The 16,812-nt window shown below is 63.8% G+C and carries 13 protein-coding genes; 4 read left to right on the top strand and 9 right to left on the bottom strand.

The window, feature by feature from the left end; translation table 11 throughout:
* Positions 1–71: 71 nt before the first annotated feature.
* Positions 72–998 (bottom strand): NAD(P)/FAD-dependent oxidoreductase, encoded by a 927-nt coding sequence (locus PQR53_RS22675; RefSeq protein ID WP_408458676.1) that lies wholly within the window; start codon positions 996–998, stop codon positions 72–74.
* A 202-nt stretch (positions 999–1,200) separates the two neighbouring features.
* Between PQR53_RS22675 and PQR53_RS22670 the strand changes: the two genes are divergently transcribed.
* Positions 1,201–1,971, top strand: a complete 771-nt coding sequence (locus PQR53_RS22670) for a TIGR04086 family membrane protein (RefSeq protein WP_408458673.1) — start codon at positions 1,201–1,203, stop codon at positions 1,969–1,971.
* Between the two features lie 126 nt (positions 1,972–2,097).
* Here the strand turns inward: PQR53_RS22670 and PQR53_RS22665 are convergent, their stop codons facing one another.
* A complete protein-coding gene (locus tag PQR53_RS22665) occupies positions 2,098–3,519 on the bottom strand; it encodes an aldehyde dehydrogenase family protein (protein ID WP_408458670.1) in 1,422 nt (473 codons plus the stop codon).
* 101 nt (positions 3,520–3,620) lie between these two features.
* On the opposite strand from PQR53_RS22665, the gene PQR53_RS22660 reads away from it, so the two are divergent.
* The 3 genes from PQR53_RS22660 (at position 3,621) to PQR53_RS22650 (ending at position 7,608) form a co-directional block, all read left to right on the top strand.
* Entirely contained in the window at positions 3,621–4,514 is an 894-nt protein-coding gene (locus PQR53_RS22660) for a LysR family transcriptional regulator (protein ID WP_408458667.1), read from the top strand.
* A 335-nt stretch (positions 4,515–4,849) separates the two neighbouring features.
* Positions 4,850–7,120, top strand: a complete 2,271-nt coding sequence (locus PQR53_RS22655; RefSeq protein WP_408458664.1) for a xanthine dehydrogenase family protein molybdopterin-binding subunit — start codon at positions 4,850–4,852, stop codon at positions 7,118–7,120.
* Between the two features lie 26 nt (positions 7,121–7,146).
* Positions 7,147–7,608, top strand: a complete 462-nt coding sequence (locus PQR53_RS22650; protein ID WP_179739193.1) for a (2Fe-2S)-binding protein — start codon at positions 7,147–7,149, stop codon at positions 7,606–7,608.
* A gap of 287 nt (positions 7,609–7,895) precedes the next feature.
* Here PQR53_RS22650 and PQR53_RS22645 read toward each other — a convergent pair whose 3' ends face one another.
* The 7 genes from PQR53_RS22645 to PQR53_RS22615 all read right to left on the bottom strand — a co-directional run bounded on the left by PQR53_RS22645 (position 7,896) and on the right by PQR53_RS22615 (position 16,689).
* Positions 7,896–9,440: an efflux transporter outer membrane subunit gene (locus PQR53_RS22645; protein WP_408458660.1), complete on the bottom strand. Its 1,545-nt coding sequence runs from the start codon at positions 9,438–9,440 to the stop codon at positions 7,896–7,898.
* Positions 9,437–10,534, bottom strand: a complete 1,098-nt coding sequence (locus PQR53_RS22640; RefSeq protein WP_408458657.1) for an efflux RND transporter periplasmic adaptor subunit — start codon at positions 10,532–10,534, stop codon at positions 9,437–9,439. The genes PQR53_RS22645 and PQR53_RS22640 overlap by 4 nt, the downstream gene beginning before the upstream one ends.
* Complete coding sequence (locus tag PQR53_RS22635) at positions 10,531–10,740, bottom strand: DUF1656 domain-containing protein (RefSeq protein ID WP_408458654.1); 210 nt, start codon at positions 10,738–10,740, stop codon at positions 10,531–10,533. Before PQR53_RS22635 ends, PQR53_RS22640 begins: the two co-directional genes overlap by 4 nt.
* Positions 10,741–10,785: 45 nt before the next feature.
* Positions 10,786–12,888 (bottom strand): FUSC family protein, encoded by a 2,103-nt coding sequence (locus PQR53_RS22630; protein ID WP_408458651.1) that lies wholly within the window; start codon positions 12,886–12,888, stop codon positions 10,786–10,788.
* A gap of 6 nt (positions 12,889–12,894) precedes the next feature.
* A complete protein-coding gene (locus PQR53_RS22625; protein ID WP_408458648.1) occupies positions 12,895–13,356 on the bottom strand; it encodes a MarR family winged helix-turn-helix transcriptional regulator in 462 nt (153 codons plus the stop codon).
* Between the two features lie 152 nt (positions 13,357–13,508).
* Positions 13,509–15,167, bottom strand: coding sequence for an ATP-binding protein (locus PQR53_RS22620; protein WP_408458646.1), 1,659 nt, complete (start codon positions 15,165–15,167; stop codon positions 13,509–13,511).
* 4 nt (positions 15,168–15,171) lie between these two features.
* Positions 15,172–16,689, bottom strand: a complete 1,518-nt coding sequence (locus PQR53_RS22615) for an ATPase domain-containing protein (protein ID WP_408458643.1) — start codon at positions 16,687–16,689, stop codon at positions 15,172–15,174.
* Positions 16,690–16,812: the final 123 nt, after the last annotated feature.

Below are 16,812 nucleotides of genomic sequence, written 5' to 3'. Positions count from 1 at the left end.
TTCATCGCAGCGGAAATCACGAACGCGAAGCGGCAGCGCTGATGCGCCGTGGTCGGAGCAACGCAAGCGCTCTAACGGGCGTTGTGTGGAAGGCTCTTGTGAATCGCCGTCGCGGCAATGGCCGCTTCGCCCGAGGCAACGCTGATCTGATTGAGGGTATTGACGATGTCGCCAGCCGCGTACAGACGTTGGATGCTCGTACGCTGATGCTTGTCGGTTGTCACCATTCCATCCTCGTCGCGCCCTACTTCAAGTCCCAATACATCGGTCTGAGGATGGCAACCCATGACCGGATATACCGAGTCGAAACGGTGGATGACTCCGCCTTGATCGATGATCTGTATCGCCTGGTCATCGCCCGTAGGTGCTTCGAGTCTCGATAGAGCTATCAAACTGACGCCACTGGCCGCAGCTGCATCCACTTCTGCGCCAGAGAGCCCGTCAAGGTCGGACGCCACCACAGACACGTCGCGTGAAAAAGTCCGCATAAAGATGGCATGCGGTAGCGCGCACTTCGCCGGTCCTAACATCGCGACCCGCCTGCCTTCACTCTCGTAACCGTCGCATATCGGACAGAGGCGGAACAGGCCGGCGCGCGTCAACTCATCGGCGTTGGGCACCAAGGGCAGTCCGTCACGTATACCGGCGGCGAGCAAAACACGCCTGGCGTGTACCGAGCACGCTGTGTCCGCGTCACCGCCTCGTAGTGGACGATAGTCAATCCGGAATCCATCGCCGACAGCCACGATGCTTTCCACCACGGCATGTTCGGGCGCCACGTCGTAGAGCGTAAGCTGTTCACGCAGGTTCGCCAGCCAGGCCTCACCGCTGATACCCGCTGGAAAGCCGGGCACGTTGCGCGCAATGGGGATAAGTCGCGCGCGACTTTCGCCAGCGTCGAAGACGCGCGTCGTCCGGCGATAGCGCGCAAGATAAAGAGCCGCAGTCAAGCCGGCGGGCCCTCCGCCTACGATTACACAGTCGATCGAACTATTCATCGGAAAGCACCGCCATTAAGCACAATGACCGCACAACGCCCTTCAGCAACGCGCGCTACGGACGGCGAGCATCGACCGCGAGTCAGGTCGCTGCACGCGCGTCCTCTATCGTTTCAGTTTCAGGTGACGTAGCACTGATGGGGGCATTGTCATCATTGGATTGCGTATCCTCGCGGGAGAGTCCTTCAAGCCCGCAACGTTCATGCCGCGACCGCGCATTGGCGCCGGCGCCGCCCGTGGCTGGTGTCAAACCTGGCACGCTACGGACCCGTCCATCGTTTCCCTGTTCCGCGTTTCATGGGGTTCCGTGATCGCGGGCGTCATTCTCTCGTTGATCGTCTATCTCATCCTTACTGTACTCGGAGCGGCGATAGGCACGTCGGCCCTTTCTCCACTCACGCGGCCCAACCCGCTGCAGGGTTTTGGCTTTGGGTCAGGCGCCTATCTGATCATCATGAAGGTCATCGCGGTATTTGTGGGCTCTTACTTCGCGGGTCGCTGCGCGCCCGTGCTGGGATGGCTTCACGGCCTGCTTGCGTGGGCAGTCATGATTCTGATGGTGGTCTATGGCGCGACCGCGCTGGTCGGGGGCGCGATGAGTACCGCCGGAAGCGTCGCGCAGACCGGTGCGACAGTCGGGGCGACAGCTAATCTGTCGGGGACGGCCGGCGCGGTGACCCACTCCCTGGCGCAACAGGTACAGGGTGCGTTCGCCTCCGCGACCGCTGAGGCATCGAGCCCCCAGACTGAAGCCGATGCACGTCAGGCCGCCGACACAGCAGCACGCGGCGTAGCACGGGCGTCATGGTTTTCGTTCGCCGCACTCATAGTCGGCGCAATCATTTCGATCGTCTCGGGCCAGGCAGGCTTTCGTCATCAGCCGCCGTTCGAAGAAGCCGGTGGCGCTTCGACTGAAAGTGCCCTTCGGAGCCGCAATCCGCTTCCTGAAGTGCCTGGCTACCGGGCATCTTGATGCCCGGTTCCGACACCACCGATAGTTCAAACTCGTGCGAAACACAGGTTCAAGCTTAGCTGAGCGGCATAGCCGCCAAGCCCTGTTTTCGACGCCCATAGTTCAACCTTAAGTGAATCACGACAGTCAGTTCACGCCGAGAAGCGACTTCGGCTCCATGAACGCTTCCAGCCCGAAAGTACCGTACTCCCTACCGATGCCCGATTGCTTGAAGCCGCCGAACGGTGCAGCGGGTTCGTGTGCCAGTGTGTTGACCAGCACGCGCCCCGCGTCGATGCGAGTGGCCACGGCGCGAGCCCGCGCCGCATCGGCTGAGAGTACGTAAGCTTGCAGCCCGTAGCTTGTGTCATTGGCGATCGCGATCGCTTCCTCGGTATCGCGATACGCAATGATCGACAGCACGGGTCCAAAAATCTCCTCTCGGGCAATCGTCATGTCATTGCTGACGCCGCTAAACACGGTAGGCCGCACGAACCAGCCGCGCTCCAGTCCTGCGGGCCGGCCTTCGCCACCGGCAATCAGGCGCGCACCTTCGTCGATGCCAATGCGGATATAGCGCTGCACGCGTTCCCATTGTTTGCGGCTGACCATCGGGCCGATCTGCGTAACCGGGTCGCGCGGATCACCAGCTTGCGTGCGAGCGACTTCAAGACGCACCCGCTCTTCGAATTCCGCAAGACGGCTTTGCGGCACCAGGATGCGTGTGCCGGCAATACATGCCTGGCCGCTGTTCATAAAACCGGCTTGGAGCGCCAGCGGAACCGCTTCGGCGAAATCGGCGTCGTCGAGGACAAGCACCGGCGATTTGCCGCCCAACTCCAACGTGACGCGCTTCAATGTCTCGGCGCCCGTGCGCAGAATCGTCTTGCCGACAGCCGTCGATCCGGTGAAGGAAATCTTCGCCACATCGGGATGCGCGCTGATTTCCGCGCCGACAGTTTCGCCGCGGCCCGTAACAATGTTGAACACGCCAGCCGGCAAACCGGCATCGTGCAATGCCTCGGTCACGATCTGCGTCTGGATCGCGCTCATCTCGCTCGGTTTGATCACGGCCGTGCAGCCGGCCGCCACGGCCGCCGCCAGTTTCCCGCAGATAAAGCCGCCATTGCTATTCCACGGCGTAATCAATCCGGCGACGCCGAGCGGTTGCATGACGACGTCGGCCGTGCCGGCGCGCCGCGTGAATTCGTAGCTTCGCAGCACCGTGACGACACTCGCAATCACGTCGGCCGGATACTTCGCCATCCAGCGCGCACGTGAAACCGGTGCGCCGTATTCGTCGACGATCGCTTCGAAGAGCTGCTCTTCTCTTGCTTGAACCGCGTCGTGCATGCGTTCGAGCAGCGCGATGCGTTCCTCTTTGCTCGTGCGCGAAAACTGCGGGAAGGCTTGTTTGGCGGCGGCGATGGCGCGGCGCGCGTCTTCTGCGTCGGCGAGATGCACCTTGCCGATAACCGTCTCCCTAGCCGGATTGAACAGCTCGAACCATTCCTCGCCGTGCGGCGTGACGAACGCCCCGTCGATATACACCGTGTCGATTTGCTGCATGAAAGCTCCTGGACAAAAGTCGTGTTGCGTCAACGATAGGCTCAAGGGATTAGGCTGACTAGCCATATAATCAAGGATGATTCGTTGAGCAGGATGGGATAATGAAAACGCCCGGTTTGAGCGAACTGGAAGGCGTGCTGGCGGTGGCGCGCCATCGCAGCTTCCGCGCGGCGGCAACGGAACTCGGTGTGTCGACATCGGCGCTAAGCCATGCGATTGCGGCGTTGGAGGCGCGCATTGGGGTGCGGCTGTTCAATCGCACGACGCGCAGCGTGTCGCTATCCGAAGCGGGCGCGCAATTCGTCGACAGTGTGGCGCCCGCGCTGTCGACGATACGCGTGGCTATCGAGCAGGCCGGCAGCTATCGCGACACGCCCGCGGGCACGCTGCGCATCAACACCTCGGCAGGCGCGGCGCGGCAGGTCATGCCCTTATTGCTGGACTACCTGCGCCGCTATCCGGAGATGAAGCTCGATCTCGTCACCGAGGGGCGCATGATCGACATCGTGGTGGAAGGCTTTGACGCCGGCATTCGTCTGGCTGAGTCCGTGCCGCAGGACATGATCGCGGTCCCGTTCAACGCGCCGCAGCGCTTTGCGGTAGTTGGGAGTCCAGCTTATTTCGCCGATCATCCCAAGCCGCGCACGCCCGACGATCTGCGCGCGCACCGTTGTATCCGGCTGCGCATGCCGAGCGGGCGCATTTATCACTGGGAGTTCGAGCGGCGTGGCGAGGCGATCAGCGTCGATGTGCAGGGCATGCTGACGCTCGACGAACCCTTGCTGGTGATGCAGGCGGCCCGCGAGGGCTTCGGGTTGGCGTATATGACGGAATGGAACGTGGCCGCGGATTTGGAGGCGGGAACGTTGCAGCGCGTGCTGGAAGACTGGACGCCGCCGTTCGACGGGCTGTGTCTCTACTATCCAGGACGGCGCCATGTGCCGGCGGGGCTGCGGGCGTTGATTGAGATGATTCGGGAGGGCGGGGGGAGCTAGGCCGTTCAAAGGCTTTTCGTATGCGCGTTCGGCGCGTCATCGACTCGGCGCCCGATCGTTAGCAAAAATACGCCACGCCTGCGCTTCTTCGCCGTTCAACCCAGGTGCACTGCAGCGTGCCGCCACGCGACCAATAGCATTTAATGAACTGACATACGGCACGCGCATGTCCTTTTTCGCTAAGGCTCCGTCAGCGCCGAACCTGACGGCTGAACCTCTGGCTTTCAGTCCTCCACGCACTCGCCCGTCTTATTAGTGTTCTGAAGTACTAATCGCGAGCGTGCCCCGCGCTTTCACAGCTTCCCCGTCACCGTGCAAGCTGACCGAGCCATACGATGTTAAAGCGCAGAACCTTCCTGCTAGGCGGCGCCAGCGCCCTCGGCGCATTGCTGGTCGGCTGGTCGGTGCTGCCGCCGGGCCAGCGCCTGACCCCCTCCGCGCCGCTGCCGGCCGAAGGTAACCAGCTCGCGCTCAACGGCTGGGTCAAAATCGCCGCCGACAACAGCGTCACGATCATGATGTGCAAAGCGGAAATGGGCCAGGGTATCCACACCGGCCTCGCGATGCTGCTGGCCGAGGAACTGGATGCCGACTGGTCGCACGTCCGAGTCGAAAACTCGCCGATCGACAGGATCTACAACAGTGTGCAGAACATCATCGACGATCTGCCGTTTCGTCCGGACGACGACAGCACGGTCAAGCGCGCCACTGTCTGGCTGACCCGCAAGCTAGTGCGCGACGCCGGCACGATGATGACGGGCGGCTCATCGAGCATGAACGATCTATGGACGCCGATGCGCGAAGCCGGCGCCTCGGCGCGCGCGATGCTGATCGGCGCGGCGGCCGGGCAATGGAAGGTGCCGCCCGGCGAATGCCGTACGGAAGGTAGCTACGTACTGCACGCATCAGGCCACAGGGCGAGCTTCGGCGAACTCTCCACGTTGGCCGCACAGCAGCCGCTGCCGCGCAAGGTCGCGCTGAAAGATCCCGCGGACTTCAAACTGATCGGCAAACCAATGCGACGCATCGAAGCCGCATCGAAAATCAACGGCACGGCCCGGTTCGGCATCGACGCATTGCCCGACCGTCTCATCTACGCGAGCGTGGTGATGTGTCCGACACTGGGCGGCACGGTGGCGCACTTCGACGCCACGCCTGCTACAAAAATGCCGGGTTTTATCAAGGCGTTCGCGTTACCGCGCTACGCCGGCGGCAGCGGCGGTGTTGCGGTTATCGCGGACAACCCATTCCGCGCGATGAACGCGGTCAGCGCCATCGACGTAGTGTGGAACAATGGTCCCGCGGCCACGCTGTCGAGCGCGGATGTGGATGCCCACCTCGCGCAAGTACTGGATAGCAGCGACGGCCACGCTTACTACCAACACGGTGACGTCGACGCCGCATTGAGCGGCGCGGCGCGAACCCTCGCCGCCGAGTACCACGCACCGTATCTCGCGCATGGCGCGGTCGAACCGGTGAATTGCACGGTGCAGGTGGCGGACGGCACGGCCACCGTCTGGGTCTCGACGCAAATGCCGGCCCTCGCGCGGCAGCACGTCGCGAAGGTGCTGGACATCGACGCCGACAAGGTCGACGTGCAAACGCAACTGCTCGGCGGTGCTTTCGGGCGTCGTCTCGAACTCGATTTCATCGCGCAAGCCACGGCGATTGCGCGCGAAGGCGGCGGACGTCCGGTGCAAACGATCTGGTCGCGTGCGCAGGACTTCACCCACGATTTCTATCGTCCGGCGTGCGTGTCGCGATTGAAGGCCGGTTTCGACAAGGACGGCAAGCTGGTCGCGTGGCATGCCACGTCTGCGAGTCAGGCGATCGTGCCGGAAGCGCTTGCGCGTTACTACGGTGTGCCCCGCATTCCGATCGACAAGACCACTTGCGAGGGCGCGTTCGATCAGCCGTACGAATGGCCCAGCGCGCGCGTGGCACACAAGATCGTCGAATTGCCGGTGCCGGTGGGATTCTGGCGATCGGTCGGCCATTCGCATCAGGCGTTTTTCACCGAGGGCTTTACCGACGAGCTCGCCGTAGCCACCGGTCAGGACCCGATTGCGTTTCGCGCGTCGCTGCTCGCGCAGCATCCGCGTCACCTGGCCGTGTTGAGGCGCGTTGCCGCGCTATCGGAGTGGGACCGTCCAATGGCTCACCGCGCTGACGGCAGTAAGCAGGCGCGTGGTGTTGCGCTGCACGAAGCGTTCGGCAGTGTCGTCGCGCAAGTGGTGGAAGTATCGGTCGGTCCGAATAAGCTGATTCGCGTGCATCGGGTGGTCTGCGTGATCGACTGTGGACTGCCGGTGAACCCGAACCTGATTCGTCAGCAGATGGAGAGCGGCATCGTGTTCGGCCTCTCGACAGCGTTGCAGGACGAAATCACCATCAACGCCGGACAGGTGACGCAGAAGAACTTCGTCGACTTTCCCGTCGTGCGGATGAACGATTGCCCACTGATCGAAACCGACATCATGCCGAGCCAGATGCACCCGCAGGGCGTTGGCGAACTGGGCGTGCCGCCGGTCGCGCCGGCGGTGGCCAACGCGATCTTCGCGCTGACCGGCCAGCGCTTGCGCGCATTGCCGTTGAGGCTCGCATGAAACGCATCGGATTGACGGAGACAAGCATGGGATCGCTGAACATCAACGGCCGGGCGGTGGCCGTGCAGGCCGAACCGGATATGCCGCTGCTGTGGGTGCTGCGTTGCGATCTTGGCATGACCGGCACCAAGTTCGGCTGCGGCGTGGGCATTTGCGGCGCGTGCACGATCCATCTGGACGGCAAGGCGGGTCTTGCGTGCCAGACGCCCATGTCGAGCTTGCACTCGCAGAAGATCACGACCATCGAAGGCGTGCAGGGCGCCGAAGCGCAGGCGCTAAAAGCGGCGTGGATCGATCTCGACGTGGTGCAGTGCGGCTACTGCCAAAGCGCGCAGTTGATGGCCGCCTGCGCGCTGCTCAAGCAGAAGCCTGATCCCACCGATGCGGACATCGACGCGGCGATGTCCAACATCGTGTGCCGTTGCGGCACGTACCCGAGGGTGCGGGCGGCGATTCATCAGGCGGCCGCGAAGCGGCGGCCTGCTTAGGGCTGAAATCGCTGCGGCGGGCGCGGGCGCTTGCGTAAGCCGTTCGCTCGCCGATAACGCGGCAATCACACGGTAATCACCAACCAGGCGAACTCAATTCGCCAGCATCTCCACGACCGCGACGACTACCGTGAAAACGCCGATACAACCGCCCAGTGTGGCTGCGCCTTGCAGGAAATGCGACATACGTGACCCCGTAACGTGGTGTTGAGGCTCGTATTTAACCTGAATTGAAAGGTAAAAGAAAGCTTGTCAATAATAGCGATTTACCCGGATGTCAAAACCCGTCAGGGTGTTTTGCCAGCCGCCGCTGGCACGTCCTTAACCGGCACCGCAGCAGCAGGAGTCGCAGCCCCGGTCCCCGGCGCCGTCTGCGCATCAATCTCCCAGCCACCGCCAAGCGCGAGGAACAGGTTGACCTGGTCGATCGCCACCTGACCTTCCGCGGCCGCGACCTGCGACTTCGTCGACGTCAGCGTGCGCGTCGCGTCGAGATCCGAAATGAACGACTCGCGTCCGGCTAGATACAGCCGATGCGTTTCATCCGCCGACTCGGTCGCCGATTTCAACGCGGCACGCAGAGCGTCGGCGCGGGCGGCGTCCGACGCGTAGGTTGCGAGGTTGGTCTCGGTTTCGCGCAACGCGGTCAGTACCACGCCGTCGAACTTCGCCAGTGCCACGTTGCTCGACGCCGCCGCTTCGCGGACCCGGCCACGCGCGCCATTGGCCGGAAAGGTCCAGCTGATCAACGGACCGAAGGCCCAACGAGCCGTGGGCGACGTGCCGAGGTCCTCGAGAATCCCGGTCAAACCCGCCGACGCCCCGATGCTCACCGTTGGATACAACGCGCCGGTGGCCACGCCGATGCGCGCCGTCGAAGCCGCCAGTTGGCGCTCGGCCTCGCGCACGTCCGGGCGGCGCCTGAGCAGCGCGGCGCCGTCGCCGACCGGGATCGGCTGACGGATTTGCGGCAGCGTGTTGCAGGCCAGCACGGCCGGCGGCAAATCGGACGGTGCGCGCGCCAGCAGCGCCGCGAGCCGGTATTGCGCGATCTGGCGGCGCGCCGTATAGCGCGGAATATCCGCCGACAAGGTATCGACCTGGGTCTGCCCGCGTGTTACGTCAGGCTGATTGCCGCGGCCCGCGTCGCGCAATCGGCGCGACACGTCCACGCGCTGCTTCTGCAACGCCAGCGACTGCTGCGCGATCCTCAGCTCCTCGGCGGCGGAGCATTGTTCGACGTAAGAGCGCACCACGTCGGCCACCACCGTGATCCGGGCGAGATCGCCGGCCGCTTGCACGGATTCCGTATCAGCCGACGCCGCTTCGACACCCCGCCGCAGCTTGCCGAACAGATCGATTTCGTACGAGATGCTGATACCGATGTCACCTTCGTTAGCGACCGGCAGTTTGTTGAAGAGCAGATACTGCTCGGCCGATTCCTGAGCCCGCTCGAAGGCCGCCGACGTCTTGCCGGAGAAGCCGCCTTGCGCCTGCGCGACGCCCAGCGCTTCACGCGAACGCGCGAGATTGGCCGCCGCGACGCGTAAGTCGGTATTCGATTGCAGCGCTGCGTCGACGAGGCTGTTCAGCACCGGATCGTCATAGAGCTTCCACCAGATCGTGGGCACGTCCTGCCGGGTGGTCAGTTTGGCATCGGCGCCTTCGATCGGTGCATTGGCGAGGGGCGCGTTGACCAGCGCCTGCTTCGGCAGCGCGTAATCCGGGCCGACGTTCATGCAGCCGTTGAGCGCCACGGCTAATGGCAACAGCGGCAACAGCGGCAGTCGCGACAGCCGCGGCAATGAGGGCAGGGCACGCGACAGCTTCATTGCGATGCGCCCGACATGACGGCAGCAGATGCCGGCTGCGTAGCGGAAGCAGCAGAGACCGCCGGAACAGCAGACGTAGCCGAAGCCGAAGCCGGAGCCGGAGCCGAAGCCGTAGCCGAAGCCGAAGCCGAAGCCGAAGCCGAAGCCGAAGCCGAAGCCGAAGCCGAAGCCGCCGACGCATCCACCGCGCCCGAAGCCCCCGCAGCCGGACGCGGCTTACCGGTCGGCGATAGATCACGCACCGACACCGTCGCCGTGCGTCCGGCGATCAGACGAAAGTCGGCGGGCACCTCGTCGAGCGCCACGCGCACCGGAATCCGCTGCGCGAGCCGCACCCAGCTAAAGGCGGGATTGACATTCGGCAGCAGATTCGACCCTTGCGTGCGGTCGCGGTCCTCAATCCCCGCGACGATGCTTTGCACATGACCGCGCAGAACAGTCGGCTCACCCATCACCTGAATATCGACTCGCTGGCCGATGTCGATGCCGCGCATCTTGGTTTCTTCGAAATAACCGTCGACGCGGAACGAATGCATATCCACCACCGCGAGCACTGCACGCCCCGCGGAGACGAACTCGCCGGCCCGCGGCGCGCGGTCGTTCAGATAACCGTCCACCGGACTCACGATCGTGGTGCGTTGCAGATTGAGCCTGGCGGTATCGATCGCGACGTTCGCATCGGCGAGCGCGGCCTCCGCTGTTTCGACGCGCGAGCGGCTTTCTTCCGCGACTTCGGCCGCGACCAGGTTACCCAATTGGCGATTGCGCGCATCTTCACGGCGCGCCTGGTCGAGGGTGGCGCGGCGCTGCTGCGCGGTGGCCTGCGCCTGGCGCAGTGTGAGCGCATAGCGGGCCTGATCGATCACGAACAGCACCTGGCCTTGCTTGACCTGCTGGTTATCGGCTACCTCGACCGATGAAATCAGACCCGAGATATCCGGCGCGACCTGGATCACATCGGCGCGCACGTGTCCGTCGCGGGTCCACGGTGCGAACATGTAATAGTCGACCAGTTTCCACAGCACGAAGGCTGCCACCACAACGACGATCAGGGTCAGCAGAATTTGACCGACGGAGAACCAGGTTTTTTTCACGTTATTAGTCTGTGCGAAACGACGACGACAAGGCCCAGCACCAGCACATAGATGCCGAGATCGAAAATGGAACGGTGCCAGACGAAGCGGTAAAAGCCGACGCGCGCGAGCACCATGCGAATGCCCAGGTTGATCAGATAGGCGATCAACATCAGCACGAGCACGGCCGGCACGAACACGCCGAAGATATCGATTTCACCGATCATCGCGGAAATGGGCAAAGGGATGGATGGGATGGCGGGACGGGCGCATCAGGCAGCGGCTTCCGGCTCGGGCGGCGTGGGTGTGATCAGCGTGGCCGGAAACAGCGAAAGACGCAAGCCGACCAGTGCATGCAGCGCGTCGCGCAATTGGCGCGCCGAGGTTGGCGAGGTCGCGCTCGGTGCATCGGCGTTGGCGAGCCCTTGGGCCGTGACGCGCGCCACGGCTGCATCGATCGACGACATCAAGCTTTGCGGCACCGGCTGGCGCTCCCGCAGATCGACACACGATTCGAAGTATTGCTGCACGTCTTCAAGCACATGCGCGATCGCGGCCGGTGCATCGCCGCCGAGCTTGGCGGTCAAGCGGCGCAAATCGAGTGCATTGAAAGCAATGCGCAGATCGCGGAAGCTTTCGATCGACGGATGGCGATGGTCGTCCGTGGCGGCAAGACGCGGGATCAGCTGCATCAGCCGGTCGAGCATGCGCGCGGCGAGATTGCGCGGGTCGTCGATCGCGCGGGTGGAGGCGGTCAGCGCCACGTCGGCCCAGCTCGAGCGCAACAGCCGCGAGGCCGCGAGTTCGGCACCGAACGGCCGCGTCACGCGAGTCCATAGATACGCATAGAGCAAGCCGGCGAGGCCCGCGAGATTGCTGTTCATGAAGATCAGGAAGTCGGCCGAGTAGGCGTCCTGAATGCTGATGAAGGTGGCGGTGTTGACGGCCACCAGCACCGTGACCAGGTTGAACTGCGGGCGCGGCATCAAGGTGCCGACCAGAATGAACGGCGCGGCGAACAGGATGACCAGCATCGCGAAATCATGCACGTGCGGCAGCACGGCGAACAGATAGATGCCGGCGGCCACTACGGCGATCGCCGTGGCGACGAAGAACCTGAACACCATGGGCGCGGGCTCATCGAGCGCGGCGAAGAAGCAGCAGGCCACCGCCGCGAGCGTCACCGCACTGGCGCCGTCCGCCCAGCCGGAACTGATCCACAGGCTGCACGCAATGATCACCGCGGCGCCCGCGGAAGTCGCCGAAAACAGCATGATGCCGTGGTCGAAGAAGCGCTCGGTGCCGCCCAGCCGCCAATGGCGAAAGCGGGGGCGCCACGAGCCTTCTTCGCGCGTGATGATGATGCGCAGCGAGCGGCAGTCCTGCCAGACGTCGATCACCTGTTTCATGCGCCACAGCGCATTCGAAAGCAGCGCGCTGTCCCAGTTCGCTAGCGCGGCCGGCGGCGGCTGCATCGCCGCGATGCGCGCGCGCAGCGCGTCGGCGGCGAGGTCGGGGTGGATGCCGCGGCTGGCGGTTGGCAGCGGCGCCTCGAACCACTTGATGACGTCGTTGAGCAAGGCTTCGAGGCCCTCGGGCCATGTCTGCCGGCCGCTGTTGTAGAGCGCGATCAGCGGATCGGCCAGCGCCGACGTCATGGGCAGCAGCAACTGCATGCGCCCGCGCAGCTCATGAGCACGGGCCAGAATGTCCGGCCGGGTGTGGTCGTAAGCGAGCTGGCTCAGCAGCAGTTCCAGCCCGTTGATCGTGACCGCGATCCGCTGGCGGGCCCCCGAGATCGCCGCGCCGGCAATGCGGCCGGAGAGTGTTTCGGTCGTGTAGAACGCGGCGTCGCGAAACCACGCGTCGGTCCGCTCGATGATGGTGGGCGCGAGCCGGCTGGGAAACAGCGCACTGCCGACGACGCTCGCGCACACGATGCCGAGTGTGATCTCTTCGGTGCGGCTGATTGCCAGATCGAACACGCCCGCAGGATTGGTCACCGAAGGCAACGCGATGATCGGCATGGTGTAGGCCGCCAGCATGAACACATAGCTGCGCGCGGTACGGTCGGCCACGGCCAGATAGAGCAGCGTGCCGGTCCATAACGCGACGATCACGCTGAACAGATACGGCGATTCGACGAACGGCGGCACCAGCAGCACCGCGGCCGAAGCGCCGAGCGCGGTGCCGAGCGCACGATACAGCGCCTTGGAGCGGGTCGCGCCGACAAACGGATTCGACACGATGTAGACGGTGGCCATCGCCCAGTACGGGCGCGGCAACTCGAGCGCGAGACCGATGTAGAGCGCGATCATCGCCGCCGCAAAAGTCTTGACGGAGAACAGCCAGTCGCGAATGGAGGGATAGACCATAAACCGTTACCCGGACTCTCCGCCATTGTGCGGTGGCGCTGCCTCGGCCGTGAAAGCGTTCAGCACGCGCAAGGTCGCTTCGAGATCGCTGCGCGAGATACCTTTCAAAGCTTTCGCTCGCAGCGTGACGAGCTCTTCTTCCATTTTTGCCGTGACGGCGCGGCCTTCCTCGGTGAGCACCACGGTCTTGGCGCGCCGGTCCTCCGGATCTTCGTCGCGGCGCATCAGGCCGGCCGCGCACAACTGATCGAGCAGCCGCACGAGCGATGGTCCTTCAATACCAATGTATTCGGCCAGCGTGACCTGCCGCACCGCTTCGCCGAGACGGCTGGCGGTGAGCAGCGGCGTGGCGCACGCTTCGGAGACGTTGAAGGCCGCGAGCACGCCGTGGCTCGTGCGCCGCCATTTTCTGGCAGCGACGACCAAGGTGCTGCTGACGGTGCGGCGCAAGGCATCGAGATTCGACATGGCCGGTATTGTATTTCCAAAATATTCGTTAGCAAACTATTGAATTGCGAATATTTGTGAAGACACACCATGGGGTGGGGACGCCCGCTGAAGCCCAGGGTGACTGTTTCGGCGAGCGGGCGTGTCCTGATGGCCGTCCCCGCATGTTGTTCTCAGGCCGCGAGACCGAGTCTGACGGTGCGCGCCAGGTCGTCGAGTTGGAAAGGCTTGCGCAAGATCGTGCATCGCTTGACGGCGAGACCCGAAATGTCCACGTCCGCATAACCGGTTGCGAGGATCACGGGCAGGTCCTCGCGCATCTTGCGCGCTGCCGCGATCACGTCGATGCCGTTCATGCCCGGCATCGCGAAGTCGACCATCAGCAAGTCGGGGTTGTCGTCTTGCAGGCGGTTCAGTCCGGCCTGTCCGTCAGCGGCTTCGGTCACGGTGTAGCCGAGCATGCGCAAACACTCGACCAGCATCGCGCGCACCTCGCCGTCGTCTTCGACGACCAGCACACGTTTCACGCCGACTGCATTCTCCTCGACGTCGGAGACCACTTCGGTCTGCGAGACCACCCGCTCGCGCAACGGCAGCCAGATCTCCACCGTGGTGCCCACCCGCTCTTCGCTGAACAGGCGTGCGGTGCCCCCGGCTTGCCGCGCGATGCCGTAGACCTGACTCAAGCCGAGTCCCGTGCCTTTGCCGATCGGCTTGGTCGTGAAGAATGGATCGAACACGCGCGAGACCACGTCGGGAGCGATCCCCGAGCCGGTGTCGGCGACTTCGAGCACGATATATTGGCCCTCGTCGAGCGTTTGATCGGGGGCCGTGCGCTGTTTCACGTGAATGGCGAGCTGGCCGCCATTGGGCATCGCGTCGCGCGCATTGATCGCCAGATTGAGGATGGCCAGTTCGAGCTGATTGGCGTCGGCCTGGGTCCACATTTCCTCGCAATCGAATTCGGTGGTGTAACGGATGCTCGAGCCGAGCGACACGGTGATGATGTCGCGCATGCCTTGCAGCAAGGTCACCATGTCCACCGCTTTCAGATCGAGATTGCTGTTGCGCGAGAAGGTCAGCAACTGGCCGGTCAGTTTCGCGCCTCGCTCGGTGGCGCGTTTGATGGTGGCGGCCATGGCGCGAATGCGATCGTCGCTGCCCACCCGCGCGATCAACTCCGAGTTGACCATGATGACGTTCAGCAGATTGTTGAAGTCGTGCGCAATGCCGCCGGTGAGTTGTCCGAGCGCTTCCATCTTCTGCGATTGCACCAGCACGGCTTGCACTTTGGCGCGCTCATGAATCTCCATCATCAACCGGTTGTTGGCGGACGCGAGCTCATGGGTGCGCTCGGCGATGCGGCTCTCGAGCGAATCGTTGAGTTGCACCAGCGCCTCTTTCGCCTCGATCAGCTCGGCCAGATGGCGGCGCGACTCGTACTGCCGCGCACGCGCCCGCAGCGCCGAGCCCACCGCGCGCCGCAGCGTTTCCGAGTTCAGAGGGCGCTCGAGGACCACCACGTTGCCGAGCCGCTCGAGCACTTCGATGCTGCGCGCCGAGCGGCGCCCGACGCGATTGGCGGCGAGCAGAATGAAGGGGAAGTCGGACCATGCCGGCTGCTGTTCGAGCCAGTCGAACAGACGCGATGCCTGGCCGTCCGCGAGGGCCTCCTCGGCGATCAGCGCGCTGCCCGCGCCGGCGTCCAGCGCCTCGGCGAGGACATTGGCGTCGCGGCAAGCAACGCAGGTGCGGGCGTCCTTCTGCAGGACTTCGGCAATCACATCGGCGTCGCGGCCAAACGGTGCCAGGATAAGGACGCGTTGCTCCATATCGTTACTGCCGGGACGTGTCGATGAGACGATCCTGCGCGCCTAGCAGGGCGGTGCTGCCGCGATAGGCAGGCAGGCCGGAGAGCACGCCTTCGAAGTCGCGCAATGCCTCGCCCACTTCCACGCCGCCGCGGCCGAGCCGGAACTGGCGGATCGAGCGCTCGTGCGCGTTGGCGCGGCTCTTCACGGCGGTCACGGCCGTCAGCACTTCGCCATGATGTTCGAAATAGCGGAACAGTACGACCACGTCGCTCAGATAGCTGATGTCGAGATCGTTCTGTACTTCGCCGATGATGCCGTGCTGACCGAGCACCAGCATCGTGATGACGCCTTGCTGGTTCAGATAGCCGAGCAGTTCATGCATCTGCAGCAGCAGATAGCGCTCGCCGGGCATGGCCTGGAGATAGGCATTCAGACTGTCGATGGCGACGTATTTGACGCCCTTGTGTTCGACCGAGTTGCGCACGTCGCTCGCGAATTCGCCGGGCGAGATTTCCGCCGGATCGATCTGGCGCAGCGTCAGCAAGCCGCTTTCGACGTGCGGCGCGAGGTACATGCCGAGCGTCGCGCAGCGGATCATCAGCGTGGTGAGGGTTTCGTCGAATACGTAGTACACGCAGCGCTCGCCACGTTCGAGCGCCGCGATCAGGCACGACACCACCGTGGTGGTTTTGCCGACACCCGACGGCCCGATCATCAGCGCGTTGGTGCCGGGGATCAGGCCGCCGCCGAGCAGCGCGTCGAGGCCATCCGTGCCGGTGCTCAGCACGTCGGACTTGAACGCAGCGTGATGCTCGGCCGCGACCAGGCGGGGATAAACGTGGATGCCGCCCGTGTCGAGCGTGAAGTCGTGATAGCCCTCGCGGAACTTGATGCCGCGCATCTTCGCGACGCGCATGCGCCGCCGGTTGCCGCCATAGTCGTGCACGAGATTGTCGAGCGCGATCACGCCGTGCGCGATGCTGTGCAACTGGATGTCGCCGGGGTCGGACGAATTGTCGTCGAGTAGCAGCACCGTGCATTCGCGGGTGGCGAAGTAGCGTTTGAGCGCGAGAATCTGCCGGCGATAGCGCAACGGGTTCTGCGACAGCAGACGCAATTCGGAGAGGCTGTCGAGCACGATGCGCGCGGGCTTGAGTTCGTCGACCTGCTCGATGACGTTGCGCACGGTTTCTCCGAGCTCAACTTCGGCCGGGTGCAGTACGGTTTGCTCGTAGCTCGGATCGAGGCCTTCGTCGGACAGCAGTTCAAGAATCGTGAACCGGCTGATGTCCCAGCCATGGCTGTCCGCCACGGAGATCAACTCGGCGCGTGTCTCGGACAGCGTGATGTACAAGCCCACCTGGCCTTCTGCCACGCCCTTGAGTAAGAATTGCAACGCAAGGGTAGTTTTACCTGTGCCGGGCGCGCCTTCGACAAGATACATGCGATGGGGGGTGAAGCCGCCTCCGAGAATGTCGTCGATACCCTCGATTCCGGAGGAGAGGCGGGCCGCTGAAGCGGTAGCAGGTGTGTTGGGCATAGCGTAGCGAGTGCGTCGATGTGGGCGTTATCTTCCGAGCCGGTCCGGATCGAATGCAATTTGTATGCCTACGAGCGTTGCGTGGCTGGTCCAACCCGGCTTTACCGGTTTCAGCCCTTTGCG

The organism is Paraburkholderia fungorum, from assembly GCF_046027605.1.
Lineage (GTDB): Bacteria > Pseudomonadota > Gammaproteobacteria > Burkholderiales > Burkholderiaceae > Paraburkholderia > Paraburkholderia fungorum_F.
The sequence above is the reverse complement of the archived record's forward strand: the minus strand, read 5'-3'. Positions and strand labels throughout refer to the sequence as shown.